This window comes from Granulicatella sp. zg-ZJ, assembly GCF_010892355.1.
Taxonomy (GTDB): domain Bacteria; phylum Bacillota; class Bacilli; order Lactobacillales; family Aerococcaceae; genus WM01.
The window spans coordinates 1-18,906 of the sequence record NZ_WNJY01000033.1; the positions used below are offsets into that span (position 1 = coordinate 1).

General features: G+C 32.4%; 14 protein-coding genes. 12 read left to right on the forward strand and 2 right to left on the reverse strand.

Annotation, left to right across the window (positions count from 1 at the left end; genetic code table 11):
* Positions 1 to 491 precede the first annotated feature (491 nt).
* Both GMA11_RS08225 and GMA11_RS08230 read left to right on the forward strand, forming a co-directional pair.
* Entirely contained in the window at positions 492 to 1,415 is a 924-nt protein-coding gene (locus tag GMA11_RS08225; protein WP_163546673.1) for a hypothetical protein, read from the forward strand.
* Between the two features lie 283 nt (positions 1,416 to 1,698).
* Positions 1,699 to 1,908: a hypothetical protein gene (locus tag GMA11_RS08230; protein WP_163546674.1), complete on the forward strand. Its 210-nt coding sequence runs from the start codon at positions 1,699 to 1,701 to the stop codon at positions 1,906 to 1,908.
* A gap of 262 nt (positions 1,909 to 2,170) precedes the next feature.
* Here the strand turns inward: GMA11_RS08230 and GMA11_RS08235 are convergent, their stop codons facing one another.
* The gene (locus tag GMA11_RS08235) at positions 2,171 to 4,195 is read right to left on the reverse strand and encodes a urocanate hydratase (protein WP_163546675.1); all 2,025 of its coding nucleotides are present in this window, start codon (positions 4,193 to 4,195) and stop codon (positions 2,171 to 2,173) included.
* A gap of 220 nt (positions 4,196 to 4,415) precedes the next feature.
* Here GMA11_RS08235 and hutI point away from each other — a divergent pair, with 220 nt between their 5' ends.
* From hutI to GMA11_RS08285, 10 genes are all read left to right on the forward strand, one after another.
* On the forward strand, positions 4,416 to 5,684 hold the full coding sequence (gene hutI, locus GMA11_RS08240) for an imidazolonepropionase (protein ID WP_163546676.1): 1,269 nt from the start codon (positions 4,416 to 4,418) through the stop codon (positions 5,682 to 5,684).
* A 104-nt stretch (positions 5,685 to 5,788) separates the two neighbouring features.
* Entirely contained in the window at positions 5,789 to 8,809 is a 3,021-nt protein-coding gene (locus GMA11_RS08245) for an AAA family ATPase (protein ID WP_163546677.1), read from the forward strand.
* A gap of 584 nt (positions 8,810 to 9,393) precedes the next feature.
* On the forward strand, positions 9,394 to 10,293 hold the full coding sequence (gene ftcD / locus GMA11_RS08250) for a glutamate formimidoyltransferase (RefSeq protein WP_163546678.1): 900 nt from the start codon (positions 9,394 to 9,396) through the stop codon (positions 10,291 to 10,293).
* 34 nt (positions 10,294 to 10,327) lie between these two features.
* The gene (locus tag GMA11_RS08255; RefSeq protein WP_163546679.1) at positions 10,328 to 10,954 is read left to right on the forward strand and encodes a cyclodeaminase/cyclohydrolase family protein; all 627 of its coding nucleotides are present in this window, start codon (positions 10,328 to 10,330) and stop codon (positions 10,952 to 10,954) included.
* 12 nt (positions 10,955 to 10,966) lie between these two features.
* A complete protein-coding gene (locus GMA11_RS08260; protein ID WP_163546680.1) occupies positions 10,967 to 12,643 on the forward strand; it encodes a formate--tetrahydrofolate ligase in 1,677 nt (558 codons plus the stop codon).
* Between the two features lie 12 nt (positions 12,644 to 12,655).
* The gene (locus tag GMA11_RS08265) at positions 12,656 to 13,270 is read left to right on the forward strand and encodes a HutD family protein (RefSeq protein WP_163546681.1); all 615 of its coding nucleotides are present in this window, start codon (positions 12,656 to 12,658) and stop codon (positions 13,268 to 13,270) included.
* 9 nt (positions 13,271 to 13,279) lie between these two features.
* Positions 13,280 to 14,584: an APC family permease gene (locus GMA11_RS08270; protein WP_163546682.1), complete on the forward strand. Its 1,305-nt coding sequence runs from the start codon at positions 13,280 to 13,282 to the stop codon at positions 14,582 to 14,584.
* Between the two features lie 52 nt (positions 14,585 to 14,636).
* Complete coding sequence (locus GMA11_RS08275) at positions 14,637 to 15,932, forward strand: folylpolyglutamate synthase/dihydrofolate synthase family protein (protein WP_163546683.1); 1,296 nt, start codon at positions 14,637 to 14,639, stop codon at positions 15,930 to 15,932.
* Between the two features lie 27 nt (positions 15,933 to 15,959).
* A complete protein-coding gene (gene hutH / locus GMA11_RS08280; RefSeq protein WP_163546684.1) occupies positions 15,960 to 17,501 on the forward strand; it encodes a histidine ammonia-lyase in 1,542 nt (513 codons plus the stop codon).
* A gap of 118 nt (positions 17,502 to 17,619) precedes the next feature.
* Positions 17,620 to 18,429 carry a formate/nitrite transporter family protein gene (locus GMA11_RS08285; protein WP_163546685.1) on the forward strand — a complete coding sequence of 270 codons (810 nt, stop codon included), beginning with the start codon at positions 17,620 to 17,622 and terminating at the stop codon, positions 18,427 to 18,429.
* 273 nt (positions 18,430 to 18,702) lie between these two features.
* Here the strand turns inward: GMA11_RS08285 and GMA11_RS09215 are convergent.
* Positions 18,703 to 18,906 (reverse strand): hypothetical protein (locus GMA11_RS09215; RefSeq protein WP_205422921.1); only part of this gene is annotated, 204 nt, incomplete at its 5' end.

Consider the following 18,906-nt stretch of genomic DNA (forward strand, 5'->3'; position numbering starts at 1 on the left):
CTCACGAGAGATAGCCATTTTTTGAGATATTATTCTTCATTTAGTATTTTAAAATTCAAAATCCAACATATTTTTCAATCTTTAAAAAATATGTTGGATTTTTTATCGTTATTGTCAACAATCTGAAGAGAACGACCGTTCTCTTTTTTTCTTGTCTTAAAATATGATAATACAAAATATAATGTTTTAAGGAAGCAATTTGATGAATATTTAAATTTATGCTATTCAGGACAAATAACAAGGGTGTTATATTGCTAGAAGTATCTAAAAGTACATTTCGTAATTGGATAAAATCTAACAAAATTTGTCCAAAAGAGTAGACTTTTTTGGATTATGCTTCTACCTTTAAAATATTCAAAAAATTAAGATAAAAACCTTGTTTTCTTATTATTCTCCGAATATTTATGAACATATTTAATATATCATCAATGTCCAAAAAAGTCTACTTTTATGGACAAAAAATATCGAAAACATAAGGAGGTCATTTTAAAATGACAAAAACAAGTAAAATTTTATCTGTAGCATTTGCTGCATCAGCAATCTTAACACCATTAGCAACTGCAACTCAAACTTATGCTGCAGGAACAACGTACGAATATAAAGGCACTTTTTCAAAAGTGAAATACGAAACTGACGGTATTTTCGATTCATTTGAAGAAGCAGAAGCATTTGCTAAAAAAGTTCAAGAATATTATGGCACGCTAGTTGGTAAATACGGAGCTGCTCATGCTACTGCAATGCCGGCATTGCCAAGTACTACTAAATATATGGTTTCAGGTGATATCGACTTCCCACTTCATCGCGGTGATGTCGAAGCTGAGATTAAAGCCCGATTAGAAGGATACGCGAATCACATCATTGCTATGTCAACAGAATTTAAGGCAAGTTTAGCAAAAGCTGAAGAGCCTAAACGTAATCATTCAGTTGGAGAACCTGCTTTAGCAGAAGAAAAATTAAAAGCTAATGTGACTGAAAACGGCGTAAACGCTGTAGTGAACGAAAACTTAAAAGCTGACAAACCAACTCTTTCTCAATCAGAAGCTGAAGAGTCTAAACGTAATCATTCAGTTGGAGAACCTGCTTTAGCAGAAGAAAAATTAAAAGCTAACGTGACTGAAAAAGGTGTAAACGCTGTAGTAAATGAAAACTTAAAAGCTGACAAACCAACTCTTTCTCAATCAGAAGCTGAAAAAATGACGAAAGAGAGAAAAGGTAAATATACGATTAAGTCTACAGAACCAGCTAAATCCAAAAACATAAGTAAACCTGATGAAAAAAGCACTGTTACATCTAAAGGTACATTACCAAAAACATCTGCAGTTCGAGGCTCACGTCCATTTGTTGAAGTGGTTGTAGAAGTATCGTTAGCGATTATTGGAGTAGTTGTGGGATTGAAGAAAAAAGTTTTTAAATAAAGATGAGTATTCGAAATGCATATTTTCTAATTTAGATATAGGGTATTTATAAGGGAGGTAAATATGAATTTTACAAGCTATTATATAAACAAATTGGGAACAGAGCTTATAGATTCAGGATTGATAAGGGGATAAAAATGAAAACAGAATTATTAGATAAATTATGCGATTTTTATTCATCAACTCCAAAACATTCAGAAATTTCAGTAGAAGAAATTCCGGTGAATACGAAAGTGATTTCGCATTTGGAAAAAATAGAAAAACTTCGCATTATAAGTACCTTATGTCTTCTACGATATTTACTATATTGAAAGATTTTTATAAAATCAATGATGAAGCGTTTCTATTTGGAGAAGAAAAAGAAAAAGTGGACTTTATTAAATTTTGCTTAATCTTACTATTAATGCAAGATGTGGGCAATCCATTTTCTGAAAAAGGTGAGGATACATTTTTTGATAATAAAGTGATAAAAAAGAAATACTTACCTGATTAAATAACAAAGATAAACAAAAGATGTTTCTCGGGAATTATTACATAAGAAGATGAGATATTTTTGAATCATACTAGTGTAGAAAGAAGATGGAATTACTGAGAATGATAATCTATGCTTAAAATATATCGTTTAAAGATATTGGCATAAAAATGATTATCTGTTTTAATTAACGATTTGATAATACACAAAAAGGCTTGATATCAACTTATGCAATATGTTGATGCCAAGCCTTTTTACTATTTACTTAATGTGTATATTACTTTTAATCAAATAATTGACTAACAGCATCTTTAACTAAATCTTCATCTGCTAAGTAAGGGATTGTGATATGATCACTTCCTGCGCGGTTTTTATTATATTCAATAGAAGTTTCAATAGCGTGTTCATTTCTTGCCCAGTTGCGACGAGCAACGCCACCCATTGTGTCCCAAGCGATAGCTGATTTAATGATTTCATCACATAATTCACTACCGTCTAATACTAGACCAAATCCACCATTGATTGATTTACCGATACCAACGCCTCCACCGTTGTGTAAAGCAACTAAGCTCATACCACGTGCAGCATTACCTGCATAACATTGTGTTGCCATATCAGCTGTGACATTACTACCATCTTTAATATTAGATGTTTCACGGAATGGAGAATCTGTACCAGATACGTCATGGTGGTCACGGCCTAGCATAACAGGACCAATTTTTCCTTCGCGTACTAATTGATTGAATTTCAATGCGATATTAACACGTCCCATTGCATCTTGGTATAAGATACGTGCTTGTGTACCAACAACTAGTTGATTTTTCTCGGCGTCACGAATCCAAACGTAGTTATCACGATCTTGGTAACGACGAGTTGGATCAATGGCTTCCATGGCAGCTTTATCTGTTGCAACTAAATCTTCGTGTTTACCACTTAAACATACCCAACGGAATGGACCATACCCATAGTCGAACAACATAGGGCCCATGATGTCTTCCACATAAGACGGCCAAATGAAACCGTCTTTGTCATCAATGCCATTTTTAGAAATTTCTTTAATACCTGAGTCATAAATAGATTTCATAAAGGCATTACCATAGTCGAAAAAGTAAGTTCCTTTAGCTGTTAATGATTTAATAACATTATAGTGACGTTCTAATGTAACATCAATCAAACGTCTAAATTCTTTTTGGTCTTCTGCTAAAAGACGTGTACGTTCTTCAAAGGTGATGCCGACTGGACAATAACCACCAGTGTAAACATTGTGACAAGATGTTTGGTCAGATAATAAATCAACGTGGATATTATTTTGGTCAATGTATTCTAATAAGTCAACAATATTACCGTGATAAGCAATAGAAGTAGATTCACCTTTTTGTAAAAATTCTTGTGCTAAGGCAACTGTTTCTTCTGGTGTATTGCGAACATGGCTAATCCAACCTTGAGAGTGACGTGTTTCGATACGAGATGCATCCACTTCGGCAATAATAGCCACAGCATTTGCGATTTCACCGGCTTTTCCTTGAGCACCACTCATACCACCTAAACCAGATGAAATAAATAATTTACCAGTTAAATCACCGTCATCTGCAATGCCAAGTTTTAAACGACCAGCATTTAATAATGTATTGAAAGTACCATGAACAATACCTTGAGGGCCAATATACATCCAACCGCCAGCTGTCATTTGTCCATAATTTGTGACGCCCATTTGCTCGGCAATTTCCCAATCTTCTTGATTGTCATATTCACCAACAAGTAAGCCGTTTGTAATAATAACACGTGGTGCATCTTTTTTAGATTTGAATAAACCTAATGGATGACCAGATTCAACAACTAATGTTTGTTCGTCTGTCATTTCTTCTAAATAACGTTTAATTAAATGATATTGCATCCAGTTAGAACAAACAGCTCCTGTTTCTCCGTACGTCACTAATTCATAAGGATAAAGAGCAATTTCAAAACTTAGGTTATTATCAATCATCACTTGCATAGCTTTAGCTGCAGTACATTTTCCTTTATACTCGTCAATAGGTTTTCCGTAAATGCGTTCTTTTGGATACCAACGATAGCCATAAATACGGCCACGTGTTTTTAATTCTTCTAAAAATTCTGGAATAATTTCTTCGTGATATTTTTTAGGAATATAACGTAATGCGTTTTTTAAAGCCACTTCTGTTTGTGCTTTTGTTAAACGAAATCCTCTATCAGGTGCACGACGAATTCCTTCTTGAAATACTGTTTTTTCGGGAAGGACATCATCTAGTTTGATTGTCATGGCTGCTTCTATATCTTTGTATTGAATCATTATAAAATCCTCCTAATATAAAATAGTGGCATCATTGCCTTGTAACGCTTACATCATATCCTCTAGTTGTCTACAGAGTGTCTATACACATAAAAAACATCAAAAAACTATCTTAAAAATGCTTTTATGTTTTTTTGACACAAATTAGACTTAAAAAAGATAAAGTACGTTTGTATAGATAGTTTACTACAAAATATAAGGAATGAGGAGTAATATAGATATGAGAGCAAATAAAATTTTAGTACATTTTAATCAAGTGTTCTGTCCAAATGATAAAGGACATGCACTATATGGAGAAGATATGTCCCATGCAATGATTATTGAAGATGGTTATATTGCTATTAAAGATGGAAAAATTTTAAAAATAGGTTCGGGTAATCCTGATAAATCGTTGATAGATGAACAGACGGAAATCATTGATTACAGTGGTAAAATAGCAACACCAGGTCTTATTGATTGTCATACACATTTGGTTTATGGAGGTAGTCGTGAAAATGAGTTCGCTCAAAAATTAGCAGGAGTGTCTTATTTAGATATTTTAAAAAATGGTGGAGGTATTTTAAGCACAGTACGTGCGACACGTTCCTCATCAGAAAATGTGTTATATGAAAAATCAAAACATTTGTTAGACCAAATGCTCGTTCATGGTGTGACAACCGTTGAAGCAAAAAGTGGGTATGGGTTAGATTGGGAAACGGAGCATAAGCAATTAAAAGTAGTGAAAGTATTGGAAGAAAATCATGTTATTGACTTAGTGTCTACTTTTATGGGAGCACATGCTATTCCAGAAGAATATAAAACGAATCCAGATGCTTTTGTTGACTTAATTATTAAAGAAATGCTACCGAAAGTAAAAGAAGAACAATTAGCAGAATTTTGTGATATTTTCTGTGAAACGGGTGTCTTTACACCAGAACAATCTTATCGTTTATTAAATGCTGCCAAGGCATTAGGTTTTAAATTACGTATTCACGCTGATGAAATTGATTCTATTGGTGGTGTGGATGTTGCAAGCCGATTAGAAACGGTTAGTGCAGAACATTTGATGAAAATAACAGATGAGGGTATTGAAAAATTACGAGATAGTCATGTTATTGGTAATTTATTGCCTGCTACAACATTTAGCTTAATGGAAAATACATACGCACCGGCTAAAAAAATGATAGAAAAAGGTGTTGCCATTACTTTGTCAACGGATAGTAATCCAGGAAGTTGTCCAACAGCCAATTTACAATTTGTGATGCAGCTAGGTTGTTTTAAAATGAAATTACAACCGATTCAAGTATTAAATGCTGTCACGATAAACGCAGCTTATTCTGTTTGCCGTGAAAAAGTATGCGGTAGTTTTGATGAGGGAAAAAATGCTGACATAGCAATTTTTGATGCACCAAATATTGATTTTATTTTTTATTTCTTTGCTACAAATTTAGTGACAGATGTTTATAAGAATGGACGTTGTGTTGTTGCAAATGGAGCTATTGTCAAATAAACGAGTAGGAACTATCTGTTTTGATAGTTCCTTTTACTTATATGACTATGATTTCATGATGCTTTATTGTAGAATACACTTAGTGAATAAAAGAAGGTGATAGTATGTCAAAGAAGTTGTATTTAAAACTATTAGGAGATGCACAAGTCTTTTTGGACGATAAACCTATTTTGTTTTCTTTTGCCAAAATTCATGCACTTCTTTACTATGTGCTAGTGAATAAACATGTTAGCCGAGATGAAATGGCAGGGGTTTTATGGGCAGATAAAACAGAAAAAGGAGCTAAAAAAAATTTACGAAATACGATTTATCAAGCGAATAAAGTGCTTGGAGATGACTATATCGTTTCTCCTAATAAAAGCGTGTTAACGTTGAATGAATCATTGATGATTGAAAGTGATATTGACTTATTTTTAAAAAATCCAGTAAAACATCTAGATTTATATGGAGGAGAATTTTTAAAAGGATTCTTTTTAAAAGATGCAGAGATGTTTGACTTATGGGTTATCAAAACACGACAATACTATGAACAAAAATTTGTACAAGCGTGCTATCAAAAAATACAAACGGATATTGAATATAATGATACACAGACAGTTGAAAAAAATATTCGACGTTTAATTGAAATTGATGAATTTGATGAACGCAATTATCAATTATTGATGTCTTACTATAAAGATAAAGGATTAAATGGCAAAGTTGTTGAGACATATTATGAATTGTCAAATTCTTTAGAAAGAGAATTAGGTATTTCTCCAAGTAAGGAAACAAGAGAGATATATGAACAAACATTGATGATTGTTGACGGGAATAAACGTAAAAAAGATAATCGTACTCTGTTTTTTGGACGGACAAAGGAAATTGAATTTTTAGAAAAAAATGTGCATTTCTTTTTTGAACAAAAAGAGTATAAAAATATATTGATTAAAGGGGATATTGGTTCAGGAAAATCTGTTTTAGTGGAACAAGTATTACATCATGCTAAGAAAAAAGGAGATGTGTTAAGTGTTCAATGCTATCAAGTAGAGAAGCATTATCCTCTACGCTGTTTTAGAATTGTTGTTGAAGAAATATTTAAACTATTGGAAGAAAAAGCTGTTGTAACGCAGTTCTTTAAAGAAAAAATTTACCGTTTTTTCCCAACTTTATCAGACTACGAACAAGATGCTATATTGAATAATGAATTAAGTGCTCTATCACAGCTTATTTGTGAACTATTATATAAAATAACAGAAAATCAAAAAATTATTTTATTTATTAAAGATATTCAATGGATGGATAAAGAAAGTTTTTCTTTATTGACAAGTTTGATGTTGCGTCTGCATTCTCAAAAAATTTTATGGTTGTTTACAATGCGTCGTGAAGAACAAGAATATATTGACCGTTTTATCAATACAATGACAATGCATCATCAATTAGATACATTGATGTTATTGCCACTTAACTTTGAGGAAACACAATCTTTTTCTAAAAAGTATTTACCTAATAAAGTATTATCAAATGATATTGTAGAACAACTTTATGATGAAACTCAAGGAAATATTTTCTTTTTAACAGAGTATTTAAATGCCTTAAAGGTAGATGCGAAATTGGATTATATGTCGCTAAAAATGCAAGATGCGATTAAAAATAGATTTGCGTATCTAACGACAAATGAAAGGGAAATTGTTTATTTTATTTCGTTTTTTGACCGTCCTGTGTCGCTTTCTTTTATTGCAAAAGTGCTTGAAAAAGATGTTTCATCTGTTGTAGATAGTGTGGATTCTTTGGTCAAACAATATATTTTAAAATCAGATATTGAGCAAGAGGATATAGTTGTTATTTTTACCCATAAAAAATTAAAAGAATTTTTATATCAAAATCAATCTGTTGCAAAAAAACATTTGATGCATGGAAGAATTGCGAGATTACTTGAAATGGATATAGATGTCCAGACAGCAGATATATCAGTATTATCTTTAATTTCTTATCATTATCAACAAGCTAGACAAGAGTTGGAATCATTGTATTATCGATTACTCTGTCTACAAAATCAACTAAAAATACAAAATGAATTATTTCCTATCTATTCAGATAAAGTACCATTAAAAGAGTATCCTATAAAAATTAGCCAAGAAGATATTTTTTTACAATTTCAAGATATTAAAGAAAAAATTGAGCGGTTAAAAGAACAATATAATGGACATAAACTCTATCAAACGCTTGTCTTAAAATCATTGTATTTAGAGGGAAGATATTTTATTTTCTGTGCGGAGTATGAAAAGGGACTTGAAGCTATTCATCAAGTTATTTTAAAAGCAAAAATGAGTAATGATACGGAATATGTTCTAGAAGGATACAGACAAATCATTCATTATTATATTCAATTAGATGATGCAGAAAACATGCAGCGTTATATTGAACTTGCAATCAATGCAGCGACACAAGCTAATAATCATGAATTTATTGGTATTTTACTAAGATTAAAAGGATTGTATCATTTAATGAGTGGGGATTTAGATACAGCTATAAACCTGTTTTATCAATCTATTTCAACATTAACAATTACAGATTACTTAAAAGAAAAGTACTCATTGAATATTGCAGCAGCTTATGATTATTTGTCTGAAGTTGAAAGTATCAAAGGAAATTATGAGAATGCTGTTCTTTTACTAGAAAAATCAATTAACATTGCTATTAGTCAACAGTCACCGTCAAGTTTAGTTGTATTTTATACAAATATGGGTGTTATTCTATATATGATGGAGGATTATGAACGCTCTAAATATTTTTTATTAAAAGCAAAACAGTTATATAGTAATACATTTTCATCTCTTTGGAAAGAAGTACAGTTAAATGCACATATTGCATTGATTGCACTAAAAGAACGAGATACACAAACGGTTTATCGTTTTTTGAAAGAGAATAAAACAGACATTAAATTGATTTCAAATAAGAGAGATATTGGATTTATTTATTATGTAAAAGCAATAACAAAGCATGAAATGGATAGAGGTTTATTAGTGGATAAGCACTTAGAAACATTATTGAGGCAACCGTTTGGGTATTATAAAGAGCAAGCTTTAAAATATTTAAGTCCAAATCGAGATGTATCGGAAAGTAAATTGTTAAAAATGATAAATTGATGAGAAAAAATACTTTTTTTAGAAAAAAATAAAATCTATAAAACGTCAAAAACATATTTTTCTTTTTTACGCATCTTCTGTATATGATGTGAGATTAAAAAAGGAAAATATGTTTTTTTATATGTATAAGCGTCCTTTTTTTCAAAAAGGTCAAAAAAGTGTCAAAGAATAATTTGTTATGAAAATATAGAAAACTTAAAAAATACTTTCATTTTTTTACAAAGAGAAAATATACACAAAAAGAGTATTGAAATGTATTTTTATAACGTTGACAGAATACTTTTTTATGTTAGTATGAACACATAAAGATTTAGAAATATTGCTTTTTATAGGTAGAGTAATGATGCAAAAATAACGAGTGATAATAATGTTAGATAGGTGTATTATGTGCTATTATTTTTTGAAAGTAATATAAAATCTTTATGTATTCATATTAGCACGTTGATACATGTGCTTTTATTGTTAACCGTGGGTAACGATATACAGAGTTCATTGTGATAAATCAAATGGGAAGAATGTTACAAGAGCTCAATTTTAAATTAGTTTATTAAATAAAAAATAAATAGTAAGAAAGGAAGAAAAAAATGGCAAAATTAGTTGAATGTATTCCAAATTTTAGTGAGGGACGTAATGAAGAGGTGATACAAGGGCTTGTACAAACGGCTAAGAGTGTACCGGGTGTTACATTATTAGATTATTCATCAGATACTAGTCATAATCGTAGTGTCTTTACATTAGTGGGTGATGAAGAAAGTATTCAAGAGGTAGCTTTCCAATTAGTAAAATATGCAAGTGAACATATTGATATGACAAAACATGTTGGTGAACATCCACGTATGGGAGCGACAGACGTTGTACCATTTGTACCAATTAAAGATATTACAGCCCAAGAATGTGTTGATATTTCTAAAAAAGTAGCTAAACGTATCAATGATGAGTTATCTATCCCAATTTTCTTATACGAAGATTCTGCGTCAACACCGGAACGTGTGAATTTAGCGAAAGTAAGAAAAGGTCAATTTGAAGGCATGCCTGAGAAATTGTTAGAAGAAGAATGGGCACCAGATTTCGGTGAAAGAAAAATTCATCCAACAGCAGGTGTAACAGCTGTTGGTGCGAGAATGCCTTTAGTAGCATTTAATGTTAATTTAGATACATCCGATATTACCATTGCTAATAAAATCGCAAAAATTGTACGTGCATCAAGTGGAGGGTTTAAATATTGTAAAGGTATTGGTGTTATGTTAGAAGATAGAAATATTGCACAAGTATCTATGAATATGGTGAATTATGAAGGAACACCATTGTATCGTGTGTTTGAAACGATTCGTTTTGAAGCAAAACGTTATGGTGTCAATATTATCGGTAGTGAAGTCATTGGGTTAACACCTGCCAAAGCTTTAGTAGATTGTGCAGAATATTACTTACAAATTGAAGATTTTGATTATGGTAAACAAGTTTTAGAAAACCATTTATTAAATTAGTAAACTGGAAAATAATAGAATAAGGAGAGAGGGCATGAAATTAGTTGATTTAAAAGTAAGTGAATTTATGCAAGTGTTAGGTTCTAATGAACCGGCTCCAGGGGGTGGTTCTGCTTCTGCTTTAGCGGCTGCAATGGGAATATCATTAACAAAAATGGTGTGTGAGTTAACTGTTGGCAAGAAAAAATACGTAGAATTTGAAACAGATGTGCAAGTATGTTTAGATAAAACAATTATATTACAGGAAAAACTATTAAAAGCCATTGATGATGATACAGAAGCATTTAATGTTGTTTCAGCAGTATTTAGTATGCCAAAAGAAACTGATGAAGAAAGAGTAGCTCGTCAAAAAGCGATGCAAAATGCTTTAAAAGTAGCAGCAAAATCGCCATTGGATTTAATGGAAATAATTTTAGATGCTTTAAACACAACAAAAAGCATTATTGGAAAATCTAATACAAATGCAGCAAGTGATTTAGGCGTTGCCGCATTGAATTTAAAATCTGGATTACAAGGTGCTTACTTAAATGTTTTAATTAACTTATCTAGTATTAAAGACGATGCTTTTGTATCGGAATATAAAGCAAGTAGTGACCGTTTATTAGAAACAGGTATCGCATTGGCAGATGATATTTACGAACAAATTTTAAAAACATTGTAAAGGTGGGTAAATATGGCATATTTAACAGATATTGAAATTGCAAATCAAGTAGAGATGGAACCGATTGAAGAAGTTGCTAAAAGAGTCGGTATTGACAAAGATAACTTATCACTTTATGGCAAATATAAAGCAAAAGTGGATGTCAATCAATTAACAGCTTTAAAAGAGCATAAAGACGGTAAATTAATTTTAGTCACAGCGATTACACCAACACCTGCAGGCGAGGGTAAAACAACAACGTCAGTTGGATTAGCGGATGCTTTATCATATATCGGAAAAAATGCAATGATTGCATTGCGTGAACCGTCTTTAGGTCCTGTTTTTGGTGTGAAAGGTGGAGCAGCTGGTGGTGGCTACGCACAAGTTGTACCAATGGAGGATATAAACTTACACTTTACAGGTGATTTCCATGCGATTGGTGCAGCAAATAATTTATTAGCAGCGCTATTAGATAACCATATTCATCATGGGAACGCATTAGGGATTGATTCACGTCGCATCACTTGGAAACGTGTTGTAGACATGAATGATCGTCAATTACGCCATATTGTGAATGGATTACAAGGGAAAGTGAACGGTGTTCCTAGAGAAGATGGATATGATATTACCGTTGCTTCGGAAATTATGGCAATTCTATGTTTAGCAAGTGGTATTACTGATTTGAAAGATAGATTACGTAAAATTATTGTTGGGTATAGTTACTCAGGAGAGCCTATTACAGCGGGTGACTTAAAAGCAGAAGGAGCATTAACGGCCTTATTAAAAGACGCTATTCATCCAAACTTAGTGCAAACATTGGAGCATACACCTGCATTCATTCACGGAGGTCCCTTTGCAAATATTGCACATGGTTGTAATAGTGTATTGGCAACAAAATTAGCAATGAAGTATGCTGATTATACGGTTACCGAAGCAGGTTTCGGAGCCGATTTAGGTGCTGAAAAATTTATTGATATTAAATGTCGTATGGCTAATTTAAAACCAGATGCTGTTGTTTTAGTTGCAACTGTACGTGCATTAAAAATGCATGGAGGTGTAGCAAAATCAGAGTTAGGAACGGAAAATGTTGCTGCTGTTTTATCCGGTTTAACAAACTTAGACAAACATTTAGATAATATACAAAATGTTTATGGATTACCAGTTGTTGTTGCTATCAATAAATTCCCTACAGATACACAAGAGGAATTAGATGCTGTTCACAAAGCGTGTCAAACACGAGATGTTGATGTGGTATTATCTGATGTGTGGGGTGCAGGAGGAAAAGGTGGCATCGAACTTGCACATAAAGTTGTTGAATTAGTAGAAAAACCAAATAATTTTAGTTTTGTATATGATTTAGAAGATAGTATTGAAGAAAAATTAAATAAAATTGTTCAAAAAGTGTATGGTGGTAAAGGTGTTGAGTTAACACCGGCAGCTAAGAAAGAACTGCAAGAATTAGAAAAACTAGGTTTTGGTGAATACCCAATATGTATGGCAAAAACACAGTATTCTTTCTCAGATGATGCTACTTTATTAGGTGCACCAAAAGACTTTACGGTGACCATTCGTAATTTAAAAGTATCTGCTGGAGCAGGATTTATTGTTGCTTTAACAGGAGCTGTTATGACGATGCCAGGTTTACCAAAATCACCAGCAGCTGAACGAATTGATGTAGATGAAAAAGGAAATATTACTGGATTATTCTAGTTAGGATTTATGATGAACATACAAATAATTGATAAAAAAGAGTATGTTGTATCTGTTTGGAGTGGTGGTAAGACAACTCAAATTTGTCTTGCTCCACCACATGCCAAATTTGAAGTAGGCGAATTTGATTATCGTGTATCGTCTGCGACGATTAATTTAGAAAAAACAGTATTTACGTCGTTACCAAATTATAATCGTATCATTATGCCGATACAACAGACATTGACATTGCAACATCCTGATATAAGTCAGAAAAAAATTGTTTTACAACCCTTTGAGATCTATTTCTTCAATGGAGATATGAAAACAGTTAGTTATGGGAAATGTGTTGATTTTAATGTTATTTATAAGCCCACATATAAAAGTGAGGTAGGCGTGTATAGCGCAAAAGATGTAAGCGTATTAAAAAAAGGTATTGTGTATATTTTGTTCGCCATACAAGATATTCAGCTTACATTTTATAAAAATGGCAAAGATATGGTAAATCTCACATTACCTAAACATCATAGTTTACATGTAACAAATATCCTAGATGATTATGAAGTACACACTTTATCACATATACAAGACAATGTACCAGTATATATTCAAGTAAGTATATGTGATAATGATTATGAAAAATTGTGAGGGAAGAATATGAGTAATGAAGTACAAAATGAAAAAGCTAAATTTAGTTTAGGTGGAGCTACATTATACGGTATCAATGCTGTTATTGGTTCGGGTATTTTCTTATTACCTAAAAAAATATATCAAGATTTAGGACCAGCCTCTATTGCGGCGATGGTATTTGATGCTATATTAGTGTTAATGTTGGCTGTTTGTTTTGCTGAAGTAGCCGGCTATTTTAATAAAAATGGTGGAGCATTTCAATATGCTAAAGCAGCATTTGGTGATTTTGTTGGATTTAATGTTGGATTTTTAGGTTGGGTTGTTACAGTAACAGCTTGGTCAGCAATGGCGGCAGGATTTGCGAAATTATTTATTGTCACTTTTCCAGCGTTTGAAGGACAAAATTTATTATTGAGTATCTCTTTAATTGTTTTGCTATCTTTAATGAATATTGCAGGATTAAAAACATCAAAAATGTTTACATTAAGTATGACGATTATTAAATTGATACCAATCATTGGATTTGCTATCTGTACATTGTTCTTTATCGGACATGGTATTGATAAAGGGGATTTTACACCATTTTTACAATTAGCACCCGGAAAATCATTATTTGACGGTGTATCTGCAACAGCTTTAATCGTATTTTATGCATTTATTGGTTTTGAATCAATGCCCATTGTTGCTGGAGAAATGCGTAATCCAGAGAAAAATGTGCCAAAAGCAATTTTAGGTTCTATTTCTATTGTATCTGTTTTATATATTTTAATTATTGCAGGTGCTATTGCTATGTTAGGCAATGATATTATGAACACAAATGCACCTGTGCAAGATGCTTTTGCCATGATGATTGGTCCTGCTGGGCGTTGGATTGTTGCGATTGGTGCGTTAGTATCGATTACAGGTTTGAATGTTGGAGAATCTATTATGGTACCACGCTATGGAGCAGCTATTGCTGAAGAAGGATTATTGCCGTCGTTTATTGCTAGAAAAACAGCAAATGGAGCACCTATTGCCGCTATTCTTATTTCTGGTGGATGTGCATGTCTATTCTTGTTAACTGGTTCTTTTGAGCAATTAGCTACATTGAGTGTCGTTTTCCGCTTTATTCAATACATTCCAACTGCTGTAGCTGTAGTTGTTTTACGCAAAAAAGATATGGGTATTAAACCGGTGTTTAGAGTACCATTTGGTCCAGTGATTCCAATTATTGCAACAATTGTCAGCTTGTTGATGATTTGGGGAGATACACCAAAAAATTTCCTTTACGGTGGTATCGGTATCTTAGTTGCCTCTGTATGCTATTTCTTATTTGGTAAGAAAAGGGTATAATAGAAAGTACATTGTTTATAGACAATAATTAAAGATAGATAGGATGATATGAATGTCAATGAATATTGAAGAAGCGTTAGCATGGATTCACTCAAGAGTGACACTTGCCCCAAGATTAGGATTGGAAAGAGTGGAAACATTATTAGAAATGGTTGATAATCCGCATCGTGCTATTCCAACTATTCACATTGCTGGAACGAATGGGAAAGGTTCAACAGTAACGTACTTACGTTGTATGCTAGAAGAATTAGGTTTAACTGTTGGAACGTTTACTTCACCATATATAGAAGCATTTAACGAACGGATTGCCATCAATGGCGTTCATATTACAGATGAAAAAATTATTGAATATGTTCAAAAATATAAACCTTTAGTTGAAAAAATGGATACAATATCTGAATTATCAGGTATAACAGAATTTGAAATATTGACAGTAATCGCATTTGATTACTTTAAAGAAACAAAAGTAGATATTCTACTATTAGAAGTTGGTTTAGGTGGCTTGTTGGATAGTACAAATGTTATATCTCCAATTTTAACAGCTATCACTACCATTGGGTTAGATCATATAGATATTTTAGGTCATACATTAGAAGAGATTGCTGCACAAAAAGCCGGTATTATTAAGCAAGGTATTCCGGTTGTTACAGGAAATATTGTTTCGCCCGCTTTACAAGTCATTGAAGAAACAGCACATAACAAAAATAGTCGCATATATATGCTAAATCGTGATTATCAAGTGACGTATGTGCCACAAGAAGAAAACTGGGGTGAATGCTTTAATTTTTCAAATCAGACTTGTCATCTTGATAAACTTTTTGTTTCTTTACTTGGTAAACATCAAGTGGAAAATGCGGGATTAGCTGTACAGCTCTTCTATGTGTATTGTCAAGAACAAAATGTTCTTTTTAAAGAAGAATATGTTTATGCAGGCTTATCCAAAGCGTTTTGGCCTGCACGTATGGAAAAAGTATTAACAGAACCTGATATTATTTTAGATGGTGCACATAATGTTCATGCAATGTTACGTTTGGTGGATAATATTGAAAACAAATTTACAAAAGAAAATCTCACAATTTTATTTTCTGCTTTAACAACAAAAGATATTCATGAGATGATTGGAATGCTGAAGAATATTCCGCATGTTAAACTTGTGTTAACGACATTCGATTATCCAAAAGCGATGACTTTAGAAGATGTTGAACAATATCGTCAAGAAGGTATTTGTACGATTGATGACTGGCAAAATTTTGTCAATGTGTATAAAAAAGAAAGTAGTGCTGAAAGTACCTTATTGATTACAGGTTCATTATATTTTGTTTCTCAAGTAAGAGCATTTTTAAAATAAATCAATAGATAGGGACGGTTGAAAATTATGACAAATGTTGTTGTATTAGATGGAAATAGTTTAACACTAGATGAAGTTGTTGATGTAGCTCGTTTTTATGCTAAATGTGAAATAAAAGAAGATGCAAAAGCAGCTGTTATTGAATCAAGAAGAATTGTTGATGACATCGTAAGAGAAAAACGTGTTGTTTATGGTGTTAATACAGGATTTGGTTCATTATGTAATGTGAGTATTTCTCCAGAAGATACTGCACAGTTACAAGAAAACCTGATTCGCACACATTCAAGCGGATTCGGTGATCCATTTCCAGAAGATGTAGTACGTGCTATTATGTTAATTCGTGTAAATTCGTTATTGAAAGGTTGTTCAGGTATTCGTTTGAGTACCATTGAAGCATTGATAGGTATGCTGAATGCAGGTGTACATCCTTTTATCCCTGAAAAAGGATCGCTAGGAGCATCTGGAGATTTAGCACCATTATCACACATGGTATTGCCTTTATTAGGTTTAGGTAAAGCATATTATAAAGGTGAATTATTACCGGGTAGACAAGCAATGGAGAAAGCAGGGCTAGAAGTTATTGAGTTAAGTGCAAAAGAAGGGTTAGCCTTAATCAATGGGACAACGGTATTAACTGGTGTTGGAGCACTAGCAACATATGATGCCATTGAATTATTAAAATTATCAGATATTGCAGGAGCATTATCTTTAGAAGTACATAATGGTATTTCAAGCCCATTTGAAGAAGATTTACATACAATTCGCCCTCAAAGTGGACAATTAGCGACAGCTCGTAATATTCGTCACTTAATTAAAGATAGTGCACATACAACGGTTGCGACACCAACACGTGTACAAGATCCATATACATTGCGTTGTATTCCGCAAATTCATGGTGCAAGTAAAGATAGTGTTGCTTATGTAAAAGAAAAAGTTGAAATTGAAATCAACTCTGTTACAGATAACCCAATTATTACTAAAGACGGTAAAGTCATTTCTGGAGGTAATTTCCATGGCGAACCATTGGCGCAGCCATTTGATTTTTTAGGCATTGCTGTATCAGAAATTGGGAATGTTTCTGAGCGCCGTGTGGAACGTTTAGTTAACTCTCAATTAAGTAAATTACCATCATTCTTAGTGAAATATCCAGGGTTAAATTCAGGATTTATGATTACGCAATATGCTTGTGCATCATTGGCATCAGAAAATAAAATTTTATCACATCCAGCAAGTGTAGACTCTATCCCGTCTTGTGAAAATCAAGAGGACTTTGTCAGCATGGGAACAACAGCCGCTCGTAAAGCTGCTGAAATTGTGAAAAATTCAAGACGTATTGTCGCCACAGAAATTATGGCAGCATGTCAAGCTTTAGATTTGAAAGAACAAACAACACAATTAGGAGCAGGAACGCAAGTTGCGTACGATACATTTAGAAAATTTGTCAATGTGATTGAATACGATAAAGATATTGAAATATATGAAGAATTAAATAAAGCAACAGAAGCATTACAAAGTGGTGCCTTATTAAAAGCTGTTGAATCAGTTGTTGATTTATCTATTCAATTTTAGACTAAAAAACGTAACAGGCATGGAAAAGAGTGTCCTGCCTGTTACGTTTTTATGTTATAATGTAGATGTTGTTTGTGAAATGGCCGTATTTTTATGTGATTACATTCACAAACTGGAAATGAAAGGAGATGTTATAAATTTGTTTTTAACTAAAATAGAAAAAGTTTGTCATAAAAAAGAAGAGTTATTTGATAACAGTAAATCACGCTACGCAATGCGCTCAATTTTTGCTGGAGTATTTTTAACAATGAGTACAGCAGGAGGAGCTTATGCAGCTGAAAAAATAAGCCATATTCATTCAGATTTAGGTAAGTTCATGTTTTCGTTTTTATTTGCATGGGGACTTATTTATATTTTATTTTTAAATGCTGAATTAGCAACATCAAATATGATGTACTTAACAGCAGGCGTGTATCATAAATATATATCATTTAAAAAAGCTATTATTATTTTATTTTACTGTTTGTTGTTTAATTTGATAGGTGCCATGCTTATTGGATATTTATTCGCACATTCTAGTGCATTTTCTCATATAAAACCAGATAATTTCATTGTGTCATCTATTGTTCAAACCAAAGTACTTAGAACACCTGAATTGATTGTATTAGAAGGTATATTGGCAAATATTTTTGTGAATGTTGCTATTTTAGCATATTTATTTATCGAAAAACCAGGTGCAAAAATTGCTGTTGTTTTATCTGCTATTTTCTTATTTGTTTATTTAGGAGAAGAACACGTTGTAGCTAATTTTGCTTCTTTTTCTATTGTGAAATTCAACGATATTGCACAGCAATTAGATTATTTTACATGGTTCAATATAGTAAAACAATGGCTATTTGCCTTTATTGGTAACTATATCGGTGGAGGACTTGTCATTGGTCTTGCTTATGCATGGTTAAATAAAACCAATTCAGAATATATAGACTAATAATGTAAAAGATATTATTGTATTGATGAAAAAAGAGAATGAACATGAATTTTTGAGTCTTCGTCAAATTGTGTTGGTGGAGAGAAATAGTGAGTATATTGGTGGTGAATGGCATTAGCCGTTTACTGCCTTTTTCTCATTTTTTATCTTTGAGAATGGTACTGTATGATTAAAATATATCGTATAAAATAGGAAATCTTGAATTGTCAAATAAATACGCTTGTGTTAAAAAGTTTTTGAAAGAACTCAACGAGCAATTAACTAAACATGATACTATTTATCAAGTGCTTCATGTGTTTTCAACAAACCAGGTATAACCGTTCGATAATTCAGACTGAATAGTAAAAAAGGGCTCTTCGTCAAATTGTGTTGGTGGAGAGAAATAGTGAGTATGTTGGTAGTGAATGGCATTAACCATTCACTACCTTTTTCACATTCTTTTTCTGCCACTGAGAATGGTGTTGTATGATTAAAATA